Annotated in this window: 16 protein-coding genes and 1 pseudogene; 14 read left to right on the top strand and 3 right to left on the bottom strand. The window is 60.2% G+C overall.

Annotated features, from left to right (window positions below; all coding sequences use genetic code 11):
- The first annotated feature begins 27 nt into the window (after positions 1-27).
- From ACR52_RS10030 to ACR52_RS31705, 14 genes and pseudogenes are all read left to right on the top strand, one after another.
- Positions 28-480 (top strand): type VI secretion system amidase effector protein Tae4, encoded by a 453-nt coding sequence (locus ACR52_RS10030; protein WP_048723566.1) that lies wholly within the window; start codon positions 28-30, stop codon positions 478-480.
- On the top strand, positions 480-905 hold the full coding sequence (locus ACR52_RS10025) for a hypothetical protein (RefSeq protein WP_048723565.1): 426 nt from the start codon (positions 480-482) through the stop codon (positions 903-905). Before ACR52_RS10030 ends, ACR52_RS10025 begins: the two co-directional genes overlap by 1 nt.
- Complete coding sequence (tssE, locus tag ACR52_RS10020) at positions 899-1,414, top strand: type VI secretion system baseplate subunit TssE (RefSeq protein ID WP_048723564.1); 516 nt, start codon at positions 899-901, stop codon at positions 1,412-1,414. The genes ACR52_RS10025 and tssE overlap by 7 nt, the downstream gene beginning before the upstream one ends.
- Complete coding sequence (gene tssF, locus ACR52_RS10015) at positions 1,411-3,270, top strand: type VI secretion system baseplate subunit TssF (RefSeq protein ID WP_048723563.1); 1,860 nt, start codon at positions 1,411-1,413, stop codon at positions 3,268-3,270. The genes tssE and tssF overlap by 4 nt, the downstream gene beginning before the upstream one ends.
- Positions 3,234-4,277: a type VI secretion system baseplate subunit TssG gene (gene tssG / locus ACR52_RS10010; protein ID WP_048723561.1), complete on the top strand. Its 1,044-nt coding sequence runs from the start codon at positions 3,234-3,236 to the stop codon at positions 4,275-4,277. Before tssF ends, tssG begins: the two co-directional genes overlap by 37 nt.
- Entirely contained in the window at positions 4,270-6,927 is a 2,658-nt protein-coding gene (tssH, locus tag ACR52_RS10005; protein WP_048723560.1) for a type VI secretion system ATPase TssH, read from the top strand. Before tssG ends, tssH begins: the two co-directional genes overlap by 8 nt.
- 158 nt (positions 6,928-7,085) lie before the next feature.
- Positions 7,086-9,026 (top strand): type VI secretion system Vgr family protein, encoded by a 1,941-nt coding sequence (locus ACR52_RS10000; RefSeq protein ID WP_048723558.1) that lies wholly within the window; start codon positions 7,086-7,088, stop codon positions 9,024-9,026.
- A 15-nt stretch (positions 9,027-9,041) separates the two neighbouring features.
- Entirely contained in the window at positions 9,042-9,476 is a 435-nt protein-coding gene (locus ACR52_RS09995; RefSeq protein ID WP_048723557.1) for a DcrB-related protein, read from the top strand.
- 12 nt (positions 9,477-9,488) lie between these two features.
- A complete protein-coding gene (locus tag ACR52_RS09990) occupies positions 9,489-13,919 on the top strand; it encodes an RHS repeat-associated core domain-containing protein (protein ID WP_048723555.1) in 4,431 nt (1,476 codons plus the stop codon).
- Between the two features lie 2 nt (positions 13,920-13,921).
- Positions 13,922-14,200, top strand: a complete 279-nt coding sequence (locus tag ACR52_RS09985) for a hypothetical protein (protein WP_048723553.1) — start codon at positions 13,922-13,924, stop codon at positions 14,198-14,200.
- 67 nt (positions 14,201-14,267) lie between these two features.
- Positions 14,268-18,662, top strand: a complete 4,395-nt coding sequence (locus ACR52_RS09980; RefSeq protein ID WP_152687610.1) for an RHS repeat-associated core domain-containing protein — start codon at positions 14,268-14,270, stop codon at positions 18,660-18,662.
- Positions 18,663-18,683: 21 nt separating this feature from the next.
- A complete protein-coding gene (locus tag ACR52_RS09975; protein ID WP_048723552.1) occupies positions 18,684-19,331 on the top strand; it encodes a hypothetical protein in 648 nt (215 codons plus the stop codon).
- A 130-nt stretch (positions 19,332-19,461) separates the two neighbouring features.
- The gene (locus ACR52_RS31190) at positions 19,462-20,049 is read left to right on the top strand and encodes a hypothetical protein (protein ID WP_236692129.1); all 588 of its coding nucleotides are present in this window, start codon (positions 19,462-19,464) and stop codon (positions 20,047-20,049) included.
- Positions 20,050-20,154: 105 nt separating this feature from the next.
- Positions 20,155-20,466: pseudogene (locus ACR52_RS31705) on the top strand (hypothetical protein); the annotation flags it as partial.
- Positions 20,467-20,551: 85 nt separating this feature from the next.
- Here ACR52_RS31705 and ACR52_RS09960 read toward each other — a convergent pair.
- The 3 genes from ACR52_RS09960 to ACR52_RS09950 form a co-directional block, all read right to left on the bottom strand.
- Positions 20,552-20,827 (bottom strand): HU family DNA-binding protein, encoded by a 276-nt coding sequence (locus ACR52_RS09960; RefSeq protein ID WP_003213368.1) that lies wholly within the window; start codon positions 20,825-20,827, stop codon positions 20,552-20,554.
- A gap of 191 nt (positions 20,828-21,018) precedes the next feature.
- A complete protein-coding gene (locus tag ACR52_RS09955) occupies positions 21,019-22,167 on the bottom strand; it encodes an NAD(P)/FAD-dependent oxidoreductase (protein WP_048723545.1) in 1,149 nt (382 codons plus the stop codon).
- 36 nt (positions 22,168-22,203) lie between these two features.
- A complete protein-coding gene (locus tag ACR52_RS09950) occupies positions 22,204-22,371 on the bottom strand; it encodes a rubredoxin (protein WP_032856748.1) in 168 nt (55 codons plus the stop codon).
- Positions 22,372-22,405 lie beyond the last annotated feature (34 nt).

Below are 22,405 nucleotides of genomic sequence, written 5' to 3'. Positions count from 1 at the left end.
GACCTCTTCCTCTTCGGTATCTGAGTCATGGCCAAACCTTCGTTCATCAATTTGTGGAAAGCGTATTCCGATCTTCTGGTTACGCATCCAAAAGCAGACCCTTGCAATGGTCCCTGGGCCAATCAATGCGCTATCCGCATGAGTCTGGTGCTCAACGCCGAGCTGACCATCAAGGTCAACAAATCTACCTATACCGAGCCCAAGTGTGCCCATGAACACGCCAGGGGTGCCGAGTCGTTGGCTAATTGGCTGTGGAAAAGGCATCTGGGACGACCCGCCATTTTGGGTAACACCGCCGAAGACCGTCGCACGCTGATGGGCAAAACCGGGCTCATCTTTTTCAAGGATTGTTTCCAGCAATCAGGCGAGTCCCTGGATAACCGTACCGGCGATCATATTGATCTATGGAACCGAGGAATAACCCAAACTGGCGATCTCTTTTTCCGCTCCAGAGCTGTCTGGTTTTGGGAGCTCACATAATGAAAAAACCACTACTCACCCTCTGCCTGACCATGAATTTGATCAGTCTGAGCGCTTGCGCCGAACATGCCGAGAATCCAGCGACCGAGGCCGTCTTCGTCGGGCAACAGCTCAAGCTGATTGATGAACAGGGCCAATGCACGCTGGTCAAGCCAGACCAAAACCACATAAAGCTGGACATGGCGTGGCCTTGCAGCTTCAGCCTGGATAGACAGCAAAAACTGCGCGTAGAGACCTTCAACGACATTCCGATTTTTGCGGTCTGGCATAGCGAGCATATGCCTGCGCCGAGCCGCGACTGCCTCAGCAAGATGCAAGCTATTCGTCAGTCTCAAGGGCTGTTTGAGGCGGCCCCCGTTAGTACATTTGCATCCTGCGGCTCGGGTGGCGACCAAAAAATGTATGTGGCGCCCTTTACGTGGTAACCGAAATCGCCACCCGCGACCGTCTGCAACCATCCCTGCTGGACCGGTTGACCGACGACGACCCGACCAATCCCAAGGAAAGCGCCGACAAACGCGTGCTGTCCCTGACCCAATTGAAAGCCTCGGTTTTGCGTGACCTGGCGTGGTTGCTCAATACCACGTCGTTGCTCGATGCCGATGCCACGCTGCACACCCCGGCCGGTACCTCGGTGATCAACTACGGCCTGCCGGCCCTGGCGGGCAATAGCGCGTCCAGTGTGGATATCAAGGCCCTGGAAGCCCTGATCTATCAGGCGATCGCCACTTTTGAACCGCGCATTTTGCGCCATACCTTGCGCGTGAAAGCGCGCGTCGGCCACGGTGAAATGAACCACAACGCGCTGAGTTTCGAGATCGAAGGCGACCTGTGGGCACAGCCGGTGCCCTTGCGCCTATTGCTGCAAACCGACCTGGACCTTGAGTCCGGCCACGTACGCGTCGTGAATGCCGACCAGCGGAGGCGCCCGTGAACCCGCGCCTGCTGGAGCTGTACAACCAGGAACTGCATCACGTGCGCGAAAGCGCCGCCGAGTTCGCCAAGGAATACCCGAAGATCGCCAGTCGGCTGACCCTGTCCGGCATGGACTGCGCCGACCCCTACGTCGAACGCCTGCTCGAAGGTTTTGCCTACCTCACGGCCCGCGTGCAGCTCAAGCTCGACGCCGAGTACCCGACCTTCACCCACAACCTGCTGGAAATCGCCTACCCGCACTACCTGGCGCCAACCCCGTCGATGACGGTGGTGCAATTGCAGACCGACCCTGATGAGGGCTCCCTCGCCAGCGGCTTCCCCCTGCCCCGCGATACCGTACTGCGTGCCGCCCTGGGCCGCGAAACCCAGACCTGCTGCGAGTACCGCACCGCACACCCGGTGACGTTGTGGCCGTTGCAGGTCAGCGGCGCCGAGTACTTCGGCAACCCCGCCGCCGTGCTCGGACGCCTGGCGGCCAGCGAGCCGAAAGCCAAGGCCGGGTTGCGCCTGACCCTGCGCACCGGCGCAGAATTACCCTTCAACAGCCTCGAGCTGGACAACCTGCCGCTGTACCTCAGCGGCGCCGATGAGCAACCGTTCCGCCTCTACGAACAATTGCTGGGCAACGCCTGCGCGGTGTTTGCGCGCAAGCCCGGTGGTGATTGGGTTGAACGCCTGCCGCAGGACGCGCTGCGCTCGCGGGGGTTTGACGATGCCGACGCCGCCATGCCGGTGGTGGCGCGGGCGTTCCAGGGCTATCGGCTGTTGCAGGAATACTTCGCCCTGCCCCACCGCTTCCTGTTCGTCGAGTTCGCCGAACTGAGCCGCGCAGTCAAACGCTGCGACGGCCAGGAACTGGAGCTGATCGTGCTGTTCGACCGCCACGAACCGAGCCTGGAAGGCAGCGTCGGCGCCGCGCAATTCCTGCCGTTCTGCACGCCGGCGATCAACCTGTTCCCCAAGCGCGTCGACCGTATTCACTTGTCCGACCGGGTCAACGAACACCATGTAATCGCCGACCGCACGCGGCCGATGGATTTCGAGATTCACTCGCTGAGCGGCATCACCGGCCACGGCACGGGGCCGGAGCAGCCGTTCCTGCCGTTCTATGCTGTACGCGATCCGTCACGTTACGGCCGCGACCAGGCGTACTACACGGTGCGCCGCGAGCCGCGCGTGCTGTCCAGCGACCAACGTCGAAACGGCCCGCGCTCAACCTATGTGGGCAGCGAAACATTCGTCAGCCTGGTAGACAGCCGGCAAGCGCCCTACCGCCACGACCTGCGCCAACTCGGCGTGACTGCGCTGTGCACCAACCGCGATTTGCCGCTGTTCATGGGCGTGGGCAACGGCAAGACCGACTTCACCCTCGCCGACAGCGCGCCGATATTGGCCGTGCGCTGCGTCGCCGGCCCGAGCCGCCCGCGCGCCAGCCATGCCCACGACGCCAAGGCCTGGCGCCTGATCAGCCAGTTGTCGCTCAACTATTTGTCCCTGAGCGAACAGGGCCAGGGCGCGGCCGCCTTGCGCGAATTGCTGCGCCTGTACGGCGACAGCAACGACGCCGCCCTGCAATTGCAGATCGAAGGCCTGCGCGAGGTCAGCAGCAAAGCGGTCACCCGCCGTCTGCCGATGCCCGGCCCGATTGTGTTTGGCCGTGGCCTGGAAATTACCCTGGAATTTGATGAAAACGCGTTTCGCGGTACCGGCGTGTTCCTGCTCGGTGCGGTGCTGGAGCGCTTCCTGGCACGTTACGTGTCGATCAACAGTTTTACCGAGACGGTGATCCGTACCACCGAACGCGGCGAGATCATGCGATGGAAAGCCAAGCCCGGGCGTCGTCCGACCCTGTGAGTACCCTCGATGCGATGCATCAGGAGCCCTGGGAATATGACTTCTTCCAGGCGCTGCGGCGTATCGAGTGCGAATCGCCGGACCTGCCGCGCCTGGGCCATTCCCTGCGCCTGGCGGATGACCCGTTGCGCCTCGGGCAACAGGCCGATTGCACCTTCGCCCCGGCGACTCTCGCGTCCGTCGATCCTGGCGGTGACGGCAAGCCCGCGCGTCTCGAACAGTTTTTCTTCGGCCTCGGCGGCCCCAACGGCCCGTTGCCACTGCACATCACCGAGTACGTGCGTGAGCGCCAGCGCAACAACGCCGACAGCACCAGCAAGCAGTTCCTGGATGTGTTCCATCATCGCCTGCTGAGCCTGTTTTATCGCGCGTGGGCCGAGGCGCGGCCGACGGTCAGCCACGACCGCCCGGACGATGATTACTGGTCCGCACGCCTCGCTGCCTTGAGTGGCCGGGGCATGCCCAGCCTGCTCAATCAGGGCCTGATCCCGGACACGGCGAAGCTGCATTACAGCGGCCACCTGTCGGCGCAAACCCGCTACCCGGATGGTTTGAAGGCGATTCTCGGCGAGTATTTCGGCCTGCCGGTGGAGATCGAAGAGTACGTCGGCCAATGGCTGGAACTGCCCGAACGCAGCCGCGTGAGTGTCAGCGCCAACCAGCTGGGCGTGGACTTCTGCCTGGGCAGCCATGTGTGGGATCGCCAGCATAAATTTCGTATCCGCCTGGGTCCGCTCAAGCTCGATGACTACATGGGCATGCTGCCCGGCCACTCGCCGTTCAACGAGCTGGTGGCGTGGGTGGCCGAGTACCTGGGCCATGAACTGGACTGGGATTTGAACCTGGTTCTGCAACAACCTGAAGTCCCGAAACTGCAGCTTAACGGCCAGTTTCGCCTGGGCTTTAACACGTGGCTCGGCCAACCCGCGCACGACGCCAACGACCTAATCCTGGCCCGGCATTACGCCGATCACGCCACCACCTCAAGGAATCCAGAGCATGGGTGAAATCAGTCGCGCCGCACTGTTCGGCAAACTCAACAGCGTGGCCTACAAGGCCATCGAAGCCGCCACCGTGTTCTGCAAGCTGCGGGGCAACCCGTATGTGGAACTGGCCCACTGGTTTCACCAGTTGCTGCAACTGCAGGACTCGGACCTGCACCGCATCATCCGCCAGTTCAACGTCGAGCCGGCGCGCCTGGCCCGCGACCTGACCGAAGCCCTGGACCGCCTGCCGCGCGGCTCGACCTCGATCACCGACCTGTCGTCCCATGTGGAAGAAGCCGTGGAGCGCGGCTGGGTGTATGGCAGCCTGATGTTCGGCGAAAGCCAGGTGCGCACCGGCTACCTGGTGCTGGGTATTCTCAAGACCCCAAGCCTGCGCCACGCGCTGTTGGGTTTGTCGTCGGAGTTCGACAAGATCAAGGCCGAGGCCCTGAGCGAACGCTTTGACGAATACGTCGGCGACTCGCCCGAAAATGCCTTGAGTGCCAGCGACGGTTTCAACGCCGGCGCCGTGCCGGGCGAAGCCAGCGGTGCCATGGCGCCGAGCGCGATGGGCAAGCAGGAAGCGCTCAAGCGTTTCACCGTCGACCTGACCGAACAGGCGCGCAGCGGCAAGCTCGACCCGATCGTCGGCCGTGACGAAGAGATCCGCCAGCTGGTGGACATCCTGATGCGTCGTCGCCAGAACAACCCGATCCTCACCGGTGAAGCCGGCGTGGGCAAGACCGCCGTGGTCGAAGGTTTCGCCCTGCGCATCGTCGCCGGCGACGTGCCGCCTGCGTTGAAGGACGTGGAACTGCGCAGCCTCGATGTGGGCCTGCTGCAAGCCGGCGCCAGTATGAAAGGCGAGTTCGAACAGCGCCTGCGCCAGGTCATCGAAGACGTCCAGGCGTCGCCCAAGCCGATCATCCTGTTTATCGACGAAGCCCACACCCTGGTGGGTGCCGGTGGCGCCGCCGGGACCGGTGACGCGGCCAACTTGCTCAAACCCGCGCTGGCCCGTGGCACCCTGCGGACCGTGGCTGCCACCACCTGGGCCGAGTACAAAAAGCACATCGAAAAAGACCCGGCCCTGACCCGCCGCTTCCAGGTGGTGCAAGTCGCCGAGCCGTCGGAAGACAAGGCGCTGCTGATGATGCGCGGCGTGGCTTCGACCATGGAGAAGCACCACCAGGTGCAGATCCTCGATGAAGCGCTGGAGGCTTCGGTGAAGCTGTCCCACCGCTACATCCCGGCGCGTCAGTTGCCAGACAAATCCGTGAGCCTGCTGGACACCGCCTGCGCCCGCGTCGCCATCAGCCTGCATGCGGTGCCGGCCGAAGTGGACGACAGCCGCCGCCGCATCGAAGCCCTGGAAACCGAGCTGCAAATCATCGCCCGCGAGCATGCCATCGGCATCGCGATTGGCGCGCGTCAGAGCAACAGCGAGGCCTTGTTGAGTGCCGAGCGCGAGCGCCTGGCGACGCTTGAAAGCCGCTGGGCCGAAGAGAAAACCCTGGTGGATGAGCTGCTCGCCACCCGTGCGACCTTGCGCGAAAAAGCCGGCGCCGTAGACAGTGGGGACGACGCCTTGCGTGAGCAACTGGTCGACCTGCAGCAGCGCCTCAGCGCCCTGCAAGGTGAAACGCCGCTGATTTTGCCGACCGTGGATTACCAGGCCGTGGCCTCGGTGGTCGCCGACTGGACCGGCATCCCGGTGGGCCGCATGGCGCGCAATGAATTGGAGACGGTGCTCAACCTCGACCAGCACCTGAAAAAACGCATCATCGGCCAGGACCATGCCTTGCAGATGATCGCCAAGCGCATCCAGACCTCCCGCGCCGGCCTCGATAACCCGAGCAAGCCGATTGGTGTGTTCATGCTGGCCGGCACGTCGGGTGTGGGCAAGACCGAAACCGCCCTGGCCCTGGCTGAAGCCATGTACGGCGGTGAGCAGAACGTGATCACCATCAACATGAGCGAGTTCCAGGAAGCCCACACCGTGTCGACCCTCAAGGGCGCGCCACCGGGCTATATCGGCTACGGCGAAGGCGGCGTGCTGACCGAAGCGGTGCGACGCAAACCCTACAGCGTGGTGCTGCTGGACGAGGTAGAAAAAGCCCACCCGGACGTGCATGAGATCTTCTTCCAAGTGTTCGACAAGGGCGTGATGGAAGACGGCGAAGGCCGGGTGATCGACTTCAAGAACACCCTGATCCTGCTGACCACCAACGCCGGTACCGAGCTGATTTCCCGCGTCTGCAAAGACCCGGCGAACATCCCCGAGCCGGAAGAAATCGCCAAGGCCCTGCGCCAGCCGCTGCTGGAAATCTTCCCGCCGGCATTGCTCGGCCGCCTGGTGACTATTCCCTACTACCCGCTGAGCGACGAGATGCTCAAGGCGATCACCCGCCTGCAACTCAACCGCATCAAGAAGCGCGTGGAGAATACGCACAAGGTCGCTTTCGACTACGACGATGCGGTGGTCGACCTGATCGTCTCGCGCTGCACCGAAACCGAAAGCGGCGGGCGCATGATCGACACTATTTTGACCAACAGCCTGCTGCCGGACATGAGCCGTGAATTCCTCACGCGCATGCTCGAAGGCAAGGCGCTGGCGGGTGTGCGGATCAGCAGTCGGGATAACGAGCTGCATTACGACTTCAGCGATTGACCTGAAGGAACACGGCTCAAATGTGGGAGGGGGCTTGCTCCCGATAGCGGTGCACCAGTCACCCAATGTATCAACTGACACACTGCTATCGGGAGCAAGCCCCCTCCCACATTTTTGAACCGGCGCCTTCAGTTATTTAGTCATTTACGGATTAACCGATGCTTTTTAACCAAGCCTCACGCCTGGCCAAAATCACCAGCCCCCTCGGGCCGGATGTGCTGCTGCTCAATCAAATGAACGGTGGCGAAGAGTTGGGGCGGCTGTTCACTTATGATCTGCAACTGACGTCCCTGGACGCCAACATCGACCTCAACCAGTTGCTCGGCAAGCCAATGAGCGTGGGCGTGCAACTGGCGGATGGCGGCGAGCGGCACTTCCACGGCATCGTCGCGCAGTGCAGCCAGAGCATCGACCAGGGCCAGTTCGCCAGTTACCAGGTGACGCTGCGCCCGTGGCTGTGGCTGCTGAGCCGCACCTCGGACTGCCGGATTTTCCAGAACCTGAGCATCCCGCAGATCATCAAGCAGGTGTTCCGCGACCTGGGTTTTTCCGACTTCGAAGACGCCCTGAGCCGGCCGTATCGCGAGTGGGAATACTGCGTGCAGTACCGCGAGAACAGCTTCGATTTCGTCAGCCGCTTGATGGAGCAGGAAGGTATCTACTACTTCTTCCGCCACGAGCAGGACCGCCATGTGCTGGTACTGGCCGACGCCTATGGCGCCCACACCACCGTGCCGGGCTACGCGTCGATCCCGTACTACCCCAGGGACGAACAGCAGCGCGAACGCGACCACATGCACGACTGGCACCTGGCGCAGCAAGTGCAGCCGGGCTCGCTTGAACTCAACGACTACGACTTCCAGCGCCCCAGCGCCAGCATCGACGTGCGCTCGGCCATGCCGCGCCCGCATACCGCCGGCGACTACCCGCTGTACGACTACCCCGGCACCTACGTGCAAAGCGCAGACGGCGAACACTACGCGCGCACCCGCATCGAAGCCCTGCAAACCCTGCATGAACAGATCGACTTCAGCGGCAATGCCCGAGGCCTGGGTTCGGGTCATCTGTTCAGCCTCACCGGCTTCAGCCGCCAGGACCAGAACCGCGAGTACCTGATCGTCGGCATCCGCTACAACATCGTCCAGGAAAGCCTGGAGAGCGGTGGCGGTTCAGGCTCGGCACAGTACGAAAGCAGCCTCACCTGCATCGACGCCCAGCAAAGCTTCCGCCCGCTGGCCAACACCTATCGCCCCATCGTCAAAGGCCCGCAGACCGCCCTGGTGGTCGGCCCCAAAGGCGAGGAAATCTGGACCGACCAGTACGGCCGCGTGAAGGTGCACTTCTACTGGGACCGTCATGACCAGTCCAACGAAAACAGCTCGTGCTGGATACGTGTGTCGCAGTCGTGGGCCGGGAAAAACTGGGGCTCGATGCAGATTCCGCGGATCGGTCAGGAAGTGATTGTGAGCTTTCTGGAAGGGGATCCGGACCGGCCGATCATTACGGGACGGGTGTACAACGCGGAGCAGACGGTGCCTTACGACTTGCCGGAAAACGCGACCCAGAGCGGGATGAAGAGTCGTTCGAGCAAGGGCGGCACGCCGGCCAACTTCAATGAAATCCGCATGGAGGACAAGAAGGGGTTGGAGCAGTTGTATATCCATGCCGAGAGGAATCAGGACATCGTGGTGGAGGTGGATGAGAGCCACTCGGTGGGGCATGACAGGAACAAGAGCATTGGGCACAACGAGACGGTGACGATTGGCAATAACCGCCTGCGCATCGTTAAGCAGGAAGACATCCTCTCGGTGGGCCAGAAGAAGACCGATAGCATCAGCCAGAGCTACGTCATTGAAGTGGGTGAAAACCTGCGCCTGGTCTGCGGCGAAAGCATCCTGGAGTTGAACGCCAGCGGGCAAATCAACCTCACCGGCGTGCAAATCAGCTTCTACGCCAGCGGCGATGCCGAGTTCAACACCGGCGGCGTGCTGCACTTGAACAACGGCGGCGGGCCCGGCGCCACACCCGATGGCCAGGGCAAAAAAGCCAGCATCGACGCCAATATCAAAGCCGCGTTCCCCGCGCCCAAAAGCTCCTGACGAGACCTGTTTTCCATGACGTACCGAATCAACGAATTCCAGTTTCAACTGCCGGCCAGCGAGTTGCAGGACGCGACGATCAACATCCTCAAGTTCCCCGAGCTGGGTACTTCCCTGATCGTCAGCCGCAGCCTTCTCGCCGAGGGAGAAACCCTGCACAGCAACTTCGACGACCAGCTCAAGCGCCTGGAAAAACAGGTGCAGGACTTGCGCTACCAACCGGGCGTCGACGTGCGTCTGGGCGCCGCGCAAGAGGTCGAAGGCATCGAGCTGCGAAGCCAGTTCAACAAGGGCAATGACAAGGTGTTTCAGTACCAGCTGGCCTTGGTGATACCGGGCACACGCAAGATGCTCGCGTTGAGTTATGTGAAGGCGGATACGCTGGGGGATGCCGAGGCAGCGCATTGGGCGACGATTAAAAATTCGTTGTCGTTCGACGTGCCACAGTGACGAAACCTCTGGATGTCTGACGCCCTGCTCTGGGCCGCACGGTTGGGGGATGGCTTGTCCCATACCTCAGTGATGGCCGATATCCTTGGCGGCGTGCTCGAAGTCGCCGCTAACGTGGCGATCACTGCGTTGGCCACGGCTGCCGTGGTAGCGGCGACCGGGATCACCGTAGCGACGGGTGGGCTTGGCGCGTGCGTGTTGGGCGCCGTCGTCGGCGTTATTGTCGGCGTCGCCATGAGCAAGACCGGTGCTGACAAAGGGCTGAGCGCCATGTGCGAGGGTATCGGCAACGCGCTGTTCCCTCCCGCAGTCATGGCAACGATAGTCAGCGGGTCGACAAACACCCTGATCAACTCAATACCTGCGGCGCGAGCCGCCGGTGCCGTACCGTCCCACGTTGCCCCGGCGGGCACCGAAAACGAAGCGCCTGCCCCCGCGTCTGACGATGCCGAAGAACCAGGCTACCTGGATATGGCCAAAGGTTTTTTCTCCCAGATGTGGCGCCCCACTGTCGCCACCCCCGCACCAGGTGCCGTTCCCAAACCCCTGGATCTGGTGACCTGCACCAAACATCCACCGATGCCACCGCAGTTTCTTGCAGAAGGATCGGAAAAGGTCACGGTCAACGGCCAGCCGGCTGTGCGCAGCGGCGACCGCAGCACGTGTGATGCGACGGTTGTGTCAGCGGGACTTATTTCGCCAAACGTGACCATCGGCGGTGGTTCAGTGGTGATACGCGAGATTCGCAGCGGCAAGACACCGGGAGTGGGCCTGGCTGTGACCGCACTGATGATGCTCAAGGGTGGCAAGGGCAAGTTTCTGAGTAATCTGCCCTGCATGCTGCTGGCGGGCGTCAACTCATTCGTCGTCAGTCAAGCCATGGGCGCCTTGGCCAATGCGGCCATGGGCTCATCCAACCCCGTGCATGCCAGCACCGGGGCCAAGGTGCTGGGCGGCCCGGAAGAGCTGGACTTTGCCCTGCCCGGCATCATGCCGATCGATTGGCAGCGGTTCTACAACAGCCGGGACGAACGCCGCGATGGTCTGTTCGGGGCTGGCTGGAGCGTGTCCTATGAGGTCAGCGTCCAGCTTCTCCCCCACCCGGAGGGTGGTGAGCAACTGCTATACATCGACGAGCAGGGGCGGCGCATAAACATGGGGTTCATTCCCTTGGGCGGCGCGGTGTTCAGTGCTGGCGAGGGGCTGAGCGTGCGACGCCACCTAAGTGGCCAACTGCTGATCGAAAGTGCTGATGGCTTGTATCGACTGTTCGAACCAGCGCCGCAGGATACTTCGCTGCTACGCCTGAGCCAGCTGGGCGATCGCAATGACAACCGTATTTACCTGGACTATGACGACAACGGCCGGCTGCGGCAGCTGCGAGACACCTTCGATCTGGTTAAGGTCGAACTGAATTACGACGCCACCTGGCCAAGCCGTGTCAGTCATATCGAGCGGCTGTACCCTGATCAGCACCGCGAAGTGCTGATGCATTACGCCTACGACAGCTGCGGCGACCTGGCGGCCGTGCGCCAGTCCGACGGGCAGGTGAAACGCCGGTTTGCCTATGACGCCGGCCGGCGCATGACCGAGCATCAATTACCTACCGGGCTGCGCTGTTTCTACCAGTGGGCATGGGTGGATGAACGCGAATGGCGCGTGGTTCGGCACTGGACGGATAGCGGCGATGCCTACCGATTCGACTATGAGCTGGACAGCGGTATCACCCGTATCATCGACGGGTTGGAGCGCGTCAGCACCCGTCGCTGGGATGCACGGCACCAGATCATCGAGTCCATCGATGCGCTGGGACGTACCTGGGCGTTCCAATGGAATGCTGAAAGCCAACTGCTGGGCGCGACCGACCCAAGCGGTGGGCAATACCAGTTCAGCTACGATGAAGCCGGTAATCTGAGCGAGACCACCGACCCGCTGGAGCGCAGTGAATCAACCCTGTGGCTGGAACATTGGGCGCTGCCGCTGGTGGAGACCGACGCCACCGGCAACGCCTGGCAGTACCGGTATGACTCGCGTGGCAATTGCATCGGCGAAACTGATCCGCTGGGCCACGTGACGACTTATCGCCACGACGCTCACGGACAAGTCCTGGAAATTATCGATGCCCGTGGTGCAAGCAAAACCTTGCGCTGGACGCCCTTGGGTCAACTCAGCGAGCACACCGACTGTTCCGGCCTGACGACCCGCTTGAGTTACTGCAAGCGTGGGCTGCTGCTAAGCAGTACCGACGCCCTCGGCGAGCGCACGAGCTTCGCTTATGACGATCAGGGGCGACTGACCAGCAAACAGTTGCCAGATGGCCGCAGTGAGCACTATCAGCGTGACGCCAGTGGGCAATTGGTCAGTTACAGCGACCCCGCCGGTCATACCACGCACTTCCAACACTCTCCAAGCGGCCTGTTGCGCCAGCGTACGGACGCCCACGGCCGCCGTGTGGAGCTGAGTCATGATGCCTACGGTCGCCTGCTGGACCTGACCAACGAGAACGGCGAGCGCTATCGCTTCGACTGGGATGCTGGCGATCGACTGACCCTGGAGCAGCGCCTGGACGGCACGCTCAAGCGCTATGACTACGATCCACTGGATAATGTCACTCGCGTGGAGACGGTTGCATCGCCTGGCGCCGAAGACTCCATCACTCACGACTTGGAGCGAGACGCTGCCGGGCGACTGATCACGAAAACCACCGCCGATGGGCGTACCGAATATAGCTATGACGAACAGGATCAGGTCACAGCCATCTCCTTCACCGGCCATGACGGCGAGCAACAAAGCCTGGAGTTCGGGTACGACGCCCTCGGCCAGCTGATTCTTGAACAGAGTACCGGCGGCCGCCTGGAACACCACTACGACGAGTTGGGCCACCTGATACAGACGCAGCTTCCCGATGGCCGCTGGCTCAACCGATTGCGCTACGGAAGTGGCCACCTGCATCAGATAAACCTGGATGGCCAGGTGATCAGTGATTTCGAGCGTGATCGGCTGCACCGCGAAGTCGTGCGTACCCAGGGACGTATCAGCACCCGCAGCGAATACGATCGTTGCGGCCGGATTCGTGTTCGCCAGCGTCGGCAACAGGGCCAATCGGTACTGCTACCAGCGGGACAAACCCGATACGGCTATGACACCAGCGATCAATTGGTGGAGCGCGTTGACAGCCAACCAGGCGCAACGCACCGCCAACTCCTGCATTACGACGCTACCGGACGTATTCTCGCCAGCCAGGACAGCCTTCAGGGCCAGCGGGAAGCCTTCGCCTATGATCCAGCCGCCAATTTATTGGACGGCACGGGGCGCGTGGCCCACAACCAGTTACTGACCTATCGCGACAAGCGCTACCGTCACGATGGTTTCGGCCGGGTAGTTGAAAAACGCAGCGCTCGGCGCGGTACCCAGCGCTTGAGCTATGACGCTGAGCAACGCCTGGCCCAGGTACACAATGACGACGGTTCTGTGGTCAAGATGACTTACGACCCGCTCGGTCGACGCATCGCCAAGACCACCTTCGACCGCCAGGGTACGCAGCAGAGCCAGACCCGTTTCACCTGGGATGCGATGCAACTGCTGCAGGAGCACCACGGCCCGCAGACCAGCCTCTATCTCTATGCCGATGAAGGTTATGAGCCCCTGGCCAGGATTGATGGTCTGGGTGACCAGCAAAAGGTGCGCTACTACCACAACGACCTCAACGGCCTGCCCGAGCAACTCTCGGAAAGCGACGGCCATATGGTGTGGAACGCGCGTTACGAAGTCTGGGGCAATACCGTCGAGGAAGTGCGCGAACCCTATTACATCGAAGAGCAGAACCTACGGTTCCAGGGTCAGTACCTGGACCGGGAGACTGGACTGCACTACAACACCCTGCGCTTTTATGACCCAGACATCGGGCGCTTCACTACGCCCGATCCAATCGGTCTGGCGGGCGGCCTTAACCTCTACCAATACGCGCCCAACCCGGTGAGCTGGATCGACCCCTTGGGCCTGATGAAATGCTCAAGCCCACCCAAGGGCCGCAAGGTCAATCGCACAGTGTATCGATTCGAGGAGCCTGGGCGCATCGGTACGACCTGGCAGGCACATAAGTGGAATGTGGAGTCCCGACACCGGTACACGGCCAAGGGACTGGGTGGCGTGTATGGCGCCAACTCGCGGAAGACCGCATTGGGCGAAGTTAGCCATTGGGGCGTGGACCTGTCCTCGCGGGTACTGGTCAGCAAAAAGGTGCAGTTAAACAACGTGCTGGACTTAACGCGCGCCGACGTACGCAAACAATTAGGCGTATCACTCAAAAGCATTACGGGTAACAAATACACCGAAACTCACCAGATCGGCAGTTGGGCAAAAGCCAATGGCTATGATGGGATTCTTGCCCCATCCGCGCGAAACCCGACCGGCAGCAACTTAATATCATTTGCAGGGTTCTGATCATGCCACTTGAAGATGAATACCCCGGCGATGCCGATTGGCAAAGTACGGTAGAGCTGTACAAAGAAGACTATCTCGACGAAGACGCACACACCCTGGCGCAAGCATTGGGTGGCGACCTGGACTTGGCCGTTGTGCTGCGTGGCAGGCGTGGGCTCAAGGAAGGGCTGTGGTGGATCGAGCGCAAAGTTCCTGCCCTCGACAACGTACGGCCTGTCGACTGCCTTGAGGATCCGCGGCTGATCAGGCGCCTGCGAACAGCTTTGATGAGCATGCCGTAACCAGACGGGGGTAGCTGACTGACTATGGAAAGTCTCAATAGAATCGACACGTCCCTGGGCACCGCGCATGTCTGACGCACTCTGGGCCGCCCGCATGGGCGATGCACTGTCCCACACCTCGATGATGGCCGACATCCTTGGCGGTGTGCTGGAGGTGGCGGCCAATATCGCGATCACCGCCTTGGCGACCGCGGCCGTGGTCGCGGCCACCGGCATTACCGTCGCCACTGGCGGGCTGGGTTGCTTCCTGCTGGGCGCGGTGGTGGGCACGATTGTCGGCCTGGCCATGAGCAAGACGGGGGCAGACAAAGGTCTGACGAATTTATGCGATAGCTTCAGCAATGCGCTGTTCCCGCCCACGGTGCAGGCGAACATTCTCACGGGTTCCACCGACACCCTCACCAACAACATCCCCGCCGCCCGTGCCGCCGGGGCGATCAGCTCCCACGTCGCGCCGGCCGGTACCGAGTTGGAAGCGCCCGAGCCTGAGCCAGAAGCCAGCTACCTGGACATGGCCGAGAGTTTCTTCTCACAGATGTGGCGCCCTACAGTTGCAACCCCCGCTCCCGGCGCCGTGCCAAAACCACTGGACCTGGTGGTGTGCATGAAGCATCCACCTATGCCACCGCAGTTTCTTGCCGAGGGGTCGGACAAGGTCACGATCAACGGCCAGCCGGCGGTACGCAGCGGTGATCGCAGTACGTGCGATGCGACCGTGGTGTCGTCCGGGTTGATTTCATCCAACGTGACCATCGGCGGCGGCTCGGTGGTGGTGCGCGAGATTCGCAGCGGCAAGACCCCGGGTGTGGGGCTGGCGGTGACGGCGTTGTTGATGCTCAAGGGTGGCAAGGGCAAGTTCTTCAGCAAGCTGCCGTGCATGTTGATCGGCGGCGCGACCTCGATGGCCGTGAGCAGTGCGATGGGGGCGATGGCCAATGCGGCCATGGGCTCGTCGAACCCGGTGCATGCGGCCACCGGTGCCAAGGTGTTGGGCGGCGATGATGAGCTGGATTTCGTACTACCTGGCATTCTGCCGATTGATTGGCAACGTTTCTACAACAGTCGCGACGAACGCGCCGGCAGTCTGTTCGGCACGGGCTGGAGCGTGCCCTATGAGGTGTGTGTCGAAGTCCACCCTCATCCCGAAGGCGGCGAAACGCTGGTGTACACCGACGAGCAGGGGCGCCCTATCGACATGGGCTCCATTCCTCTGGGCGGGGCGGTGTTCAGCGCCGGTGAGGGGCTCGCCGTGCGCAGGCACCTCAACGGGCAATTGCTGATTGAAAGCGACGATGGTCTGTACCGCTTGTTCGAACCTTCTGCGACCAATACAGCGTTGCTACGCCTGATTCAACTCGGTGACCGCAACGACAACCGTATCCATATCGACTATGACGAGGCCGGGCGCCTGGTAAGGCTGCGCGACACCTTCGATCTGGTGCAGGTCGAACTGACCCGCGACCGCGACCACGTGGCCCAGATCGAACGCCTGTACCCCGATAAACGCCGCGAAGTACTCGTCAGTTACGGCTACGACGCTATTGGCAACCTTGCAGAGGTACGCGATGCCACCGGCCAGGTGCAGCGGCGCTTCCGCTATGACAGTGGTCGGCGCATGGTGGAGCATCAGTTGCCCACCGGTTTGCGTTGCTTCTACGAATGGGCGTTGGTTGAAGGCGTGGAATGGCGTGTGGTCCGGCACTGGACCGATGAGGGCGACGCATACCAGTTCGACTATGACCTGAACGCGGGTCTCACTCGTATCACCGACAGTTTGCAGCGCGTCAACAAGCGGCACTGGAACACACAGCACCAGATCATTCGATACAGCGATAACCTCGGGCAAACCTGGCTGTTCGAGTGGAACGACGAACGTCAGTTGCTCAGCGCCACCGACCCGCAGGGTGGTCGCTATGAATACAGCTACGACGAAGCCGGCAACCTGATCGGCGAAACCGACCCGCTTGGCCGCAGCGACGCCACCTTGTGGCTAGAACACTGGGCATTGCCGCTGGTGGAAACCGACGCCGCCGATAACAGCTGGCAGTATCGCTACGACCCGCGCGGTAACTGTATTGCCGAAACCGATCCGCTGGGCTACGTCAACCGTTACCGCTATGACGACCATGGGCAGGTCGTGGAGATCATCGACGCCACCGGCAAAAGCAAAAAGCTGCGCTGGAACCCGTTCGGGCAACTGGTTGAGCATATTGACTGCTCGGGTTACCCGACGCGTTTCAGCTACGACGAACGCGGTTATTTGCAAGTCATCACCGATGCGCTGGGCGAGCGTACTCAGTTCAGCTACGACGTTCAGGGGCGCCTGCTCAGCAGCCAACTGCCGGACGGTCGTACCGAGCAGTACCAACGCGATGTCAGCGGCCAACTGGTGGGTTACACCGACCCGGCCGGCCACACCACGCTCTACCAGCACAACCATCGTGGCCAGGTGCGTCAGCGTACCGATGCCCACGGTCGTCAGGTGCAATTCGGCTACGACAACTACGGACGCCTGCAAGCGCTGATCAACGAGAACGGCGAACGTTATCGGTTTGCCTGGGATGCCGGGGATCGGTTGACCGAGCAACAAGACCTCGACGGCAGCGCCAAGCGTTACGACTACGACCGGCTGGACAACATCACGACGGTGACGGCCGTTGCAGCGCCTTATGGCAATGGCTTGGCGGTGGTTCCCGAGATGCCACCGGCGCCCATCGTTCATCAACTTGAGCGCGATGCGGTAGGCCGACTGATTGCGAAAGTCACCGACGATGGCCGCACCGACTACAGCTACGATGCGCTGGACCAACTGACGGCAGTCACCTTCACCGACTTGCAGGGCAATGCCCAAGCCCTGGGCTTTGCTTACGACGCCCTTGGCCAATTGCTTGCCGAACAGAGTTCAGCGGGCAACCTGCAACACCACTACGACGAACTCGGCAACCTGATCCAGACCCAACTGCCGGACGGCCGCTGGCTCAATCGCCTGTACTACGGCAGCGGCCACCTGCACCAGATCAACCTCGACGGCCAGGTCATCAGCGACTTCGAGCGCGACCGCCTGCATCGCGAAGTGCTGCGCACCCAAGGCCAGCTCAGTACCCGCAGCGAATACGACCGCAGCGGCCGCCTGCGCTCACGCCAACGACGCCACGCCAGCCAGCCGTCGTTGATGCCGGCAGCCGCGCAAAAGCAGTTCGAGTACGACCCCGCCGACAACCTGATCGGCAAACTCGACCAACAGCCCGCAGCACAACACCGCCAACTGCTGCACTACGACGCCACTGGCCGCATCATCGCCAGCCAGGACAGCCTGCATGGCCAGCGCGAAACCTTCGCCTACGACGCCGCCGCCAACCTGCTGGACGGCCCGCAACCCGGTGCCGGGCTGGTGGTGCACAACAAGCTGCTGACTTATCAAGACAAGCGTTATCGCTACGACGCGTTTGGCCGGATGATCGAAAAGCGCAGCGCCAAACGCGGCGTGCAGCGCTTTGCCTATGACGCCGAAAGCCGGCTGATTGAAGTGCGTAATGAAAATGGCAGCGTGGTCAGGATGACCTATGACCCACTGGGCCGGCGCATTGAAAAAACCGAGCACGGCAGTGATGGATATCCGCTAGGGGAAACCCGATTTACCTGGGACGGCTTGCAGTTGTTGCAGGAGCATAAACACAGCCAAACGAGCCTTTATATTTACGAAGGTGAAGGCTATGAGCCGTTGGCGCGAGTCGACGGCACAGGGCCGTTGCAAAAGATTCGCTACTACCACAATGACCTCAACGGTTTGCCTGAACAGCTGACCGAGGCTGATGGGCACACCCTGTGGCAGGCGACTTATCGGGTGTGGGGCAATACGCTTGAAGAGGTGCGCGAGCCGTATTACATCGAAGAGCAGAACCTGCGGTTTCAGGGACAGTATCTGGATCGGGAGACGGGGCTGCATTTCAATACGTTCAGGTTTTATGATCCGGATGTGGGAAGGTTCACTACACCTGATCCGATTGGGTTGGCGGGCGGCATCAATACTTACCTCTATGCCGACAACCCCTTTGGTTGGATTGACCCATTAGGACTTACGTGTGGAGGCAGTGGAAAAGTACACGGCAACAGCCATGCAAGCAAAAATCCTAATCACGCCTATGTCATCGTTGATACGAAAACAGGGCGAATGATGAAGCCGGGAATCAGCGGGCGTCCGCTAAATAAAAATGGCACATCACCTCGTGCCAACCAGCAGGTCAATGTGCTGAATAAACCTCAAGCTGGGCGTTACAAGGCAGTGATCGTCGAAAAGAACAAGACACGACTTCAAGTCAAAGCTACCGAGCAGAAGATCACGGACAAACATGCGGCGAGAAATAACGGCAACATGCCTTCACCGATCCACAAAAACCCGCTACCGCAGGTTGACACAAGAGATGGCTACCTTAAATTGTACGGTATGCCTGATAACCGTTAGTTTTTCGAAGTGAACAATGCAATGAATCTAAATATACTTACGCTGCAAGAAAGTGATGCATCCGTTCTGACAGAGGGTGTTCGCATACGTCAAATTGGCCATCACATCACCCAAATATTCATGACATTGTTGCCTAAGGTAGAGATAAACGGCAGCAGTAAAATAGTAGTTTCACTGGGGCCACGTGGCGACGAAGATCTATTTGATAATGTCTTAGGCGTGACAAATATCTTTATAGAAAACTTCGACTTCAAACAATTCTTCTCTCTGGATCGATTTAATCAGGACAAACAACTTCTGGAGAAGTTACGCCATGCACTCGTTGCTATTGCAATGCGAAAAGAAAGTAACCACGCAACTGTCGAGATCATAAACTCGACTGCTGAAGCGGTACTGAAAATGCATTTTGAGCTAGAGACTCCAATTAAAAAGCTGTCAAAAACCAGCAAAGATAAAAAACATAAAATAAACGTTTACAGGCTGCTCAACGCGAAAGTCGGTGAAGGTTGGTATTGCGAAGAACATAGTCCAACAAAGAATAAAATCTGGATGCATGAAATCCCCGGCTTTATTGACCGAAGTGATTTATTTAAAAGTGCAGAAATCAATGAACATGGCTACCAGATCAAAAATCGCCTAGGCAAAGTAGTTTTTGAAATTACTCTCTGACAAAGTACAACCCTATTTATGCGTTGTTTTTTAGCTTTCCAAAGTGAGCAGAACAAAAGGGGGTGGGGGTTTTAATTCAAATAAATCTGTCCCCTTTACCTCGTAATAAGATTTTGAGGAAAGTCGACTTATGAATTACTTCAAACTCAATCCGAATGTCGCCAGTAAAAAGTGGGAAGGTTATGTCAACCTCGGAGAGCTTATTTACAAGGGAGAGGAAGTAGACGACGTTGAGCTGTCCAATAGCCGAAAGCCCTGCACAATGAGGCCTCTGCACTACGACATTCTTGCCGCCGGAAAAACCGCCCCGGTCAATACCATTGGAGCTGATTTTTTTGTATTCGATGAGTCTCTTGAGGGTCTGGATAACCTGGCGGCTGAGAACGTGCAATATCTGCCTATCACTCACGAAAGCCAAAAAGTACGTTACCGACTCTTGCATGCCTACCATCATGTTGATTGCGTCGATTGGGCATTATCCAAATACGAAGCGTGGCCCGAAGAGCATGTGGTCAAGGAATGGCAGAATCCAAGAGGTCGTTTCTTTTTCGAACCAGTGCTGATCGCAGAAAAACTCCCTGAAACTGCTGAGGTCTTTCGTTTGGAAGGCTGGGGGGGAGCGTTCAACATCATCATTGGCGAAGCGTACAAAGAGAAGTTGCTCGCCCTTGATTTCGATCACTCTTTTTTGGAGTTTCACCTCATCACGCTCGTATGATGGAAAGGTCTTCACACATTCGCATCAACAGGTGTGGCTCCCGTCTCGAGTTTCCGTCAAGAAGCTGGACTTGGGTCGCAAGTGAGAAATCAAAACAATCCAGATTTTGAGTGGGATGCGGTAGACCGTCTGCGGCAACAGCAAGACCTCGACCACAGTCGGCGCTGCTATACCTATGACCCGCTGGATAACGTCGTCGCCGTGGGTTACCGCCGGGTAGCGAAACCGATCCGCTGGGCCACATCACCCGCTACCGTTATGACGTCCACGGCCAGGTCGTGGAAATCATTGATGCCACCGGCAAAAGTAAAAAGCTGCGCTGGAACCCGTTCGGGCAACTGGTCGAGCATGTCGATTGCTCGGGTTACCCAACGCGCTTTCACTACGACGAGCGGGGCTATTTGCAGGTCATTCAGAAAGCCCCCACAAAAAATGGGCACCCAACCCAGTCGGCGTGCCCATTTTTCCTACCACCCCGCCTACCTTCAAGACGGTACCGCTATTACGGGTTGACGCTGTCTTTGAGCGACTTGCCCGGCTTGAACGCAACGGTGTTGCTGGCCTTGATTTTCACAGGCTCACCGGTTTGCGGGTTTTTGCCGGTGCGGGCGCCGCGGTGGCGTTGCAGGAAGGTGCCGAAGCCAACCAGGGTGACGCTGTCTTTGCGGTGCAGGGCGCCGGTGATTTCTTCGAGAACGGCGTTGAGGACACGGTTGGCCTGTTCTTTGGTGAGATCCGCTTTTTCAGCGATGGCGGCTGCGAGTTCTGGTTTACGCATATGTGAAGCCTCTTTGACGGTTTTTTGTTGTTATGTCCGTGCTGCTCTCTATTGGAGCAGCGCCCAAGGCGCCGCAGGCTCTACTCTGCGGCAGACGGGAGTGAGGATGGCATGCCCTCGGACGCCGCGCCAGTCTCGCGGCGACCTTTCTAGGGGGAAAAACGTGCTTATTCCGACAGAACGGCCGGTATTTACGCCAGCAACGGCGGAAGTTCTTTGTTCAGGGCCAGTTTCTCCATCACGGCGCTGCCGGTCAGCGCGTAACCCAGCAGGCGGCCGCTGGCGTCGCGGCACAAGGCCTTGATGTCTGCGCCCTGCCCTTCGACGCTCCACACGCCTTCGGTGCCCCTTGGCGGAGGCGAAACGACAAGTGGGCATACCGGGGTTTTGACGGTGACCGGCATCGGTCCGTAGCTGACAGCCGTCGCGTTGCCGGCCAGGGTCTGGGCCAGGGCGCGGGCGCAGGTCATCAGCGGCATCACGTACAGCAGGTTGAGGCCGTCGACCTCGGCGCAGTCGCCCAGGGCGTAGATGTTGGCGTGGGAGGTCTTGAGGTGACGATCGACCATGACGCCACGGTTGATCTGCAGGCCGGCGGCAGCGGCCAGGTCGACACGCGGACGCAGGCCAATAGCCGAGACCACCAGGTCGCACTGGATCACTTCGCCGTCCGACAGGTGGGCTTCAAGGCCGTCCGCGTTGCGTTGCAGGCGATTGAGCACCGGGCCCAGGTGGAAGCGCGCGCCAAGGCCTTCCAGCCCGGCCTGCACCGCGGCGGCCGCCGCAGGGTGCAGCAGCGTCGGCATGACTTGCTCGCACGGCGCCACCAGGTCGATTTCATAGCCGCCGAGGATCAGGTCGTTGGCGAACTCGCAGCCGATCAGCCCGGCGCCGAGCAGCAGCACGCGGCGTTTGCCAGCGGCAGCCGCGCGAAAGCGTGCGTAGTCTTCAAGGTCGTTGATCGGGAAAATCAGCTCAGCGGCGTCGCCTTCGACCGGCACACGCACGGTTTCCGCGCCCCAGGCCAGGATCAGGTCGCGGTAGGCCACCGCTTCTTCGCCGATCCACAGGCGCTTGTGGCCCGGGTCGATGCCACTGATGCGGGTGTGGGTGCGCACTTCGGCCTTGAGTTGCTCGGCCATGGCGCCCGGTTCAGCCATGCTCAGGCCATCGGCTTCCTTGTTCTTGCCAAAGCCGGTGGAGAGCATGGGCTTGGAGTAGGAACGCCCGTCATCCGCGGTGATCAGCAGTAATGGGGTCTCGCTGTCGAGCTTGCGAAACTCCCGGGCCACGTTGTAACCGGCCAACCCTGTGCCGATGATCACTACAGGTGCGCTCATTCCTTTCTCCTTGTAATACGTTTCTGAAACTGAAAATCAGCCGATTTCGATCATTTCGAAATCCATTTTTCCGACGCCGCAGTCTGGGCACAGCCAGTCTTCCGGAACGTCCTGCCACAGGGTACCCGGCGCGATTCCGTCATCCGGCCAACCGTCTGCTTCGTTGTAGATCAGGCCACACACTACACATTGCCACTTCTTCATTTACTTACTTCCTCAGGGTCCAGGCATCTTGGCC

Origin of the sequence: Pseudomonas fildesensis (genome assembly GCF_001050345.1) — a bacterium.
In the GTDB taxonomy this organism is placed as follows: domain Bacteria; phylum Pseudomonadota; class Gammaproteobacteria; order Pseudomonadales; family Pseudomonadaceae; genus Aquipseudomonas; species Aquipseudomonas fildesensis.
Note: the sequence above shows the minus strand (reverse complement) of the source record. Positions and strands in the feature narration are given on the sequence as shown.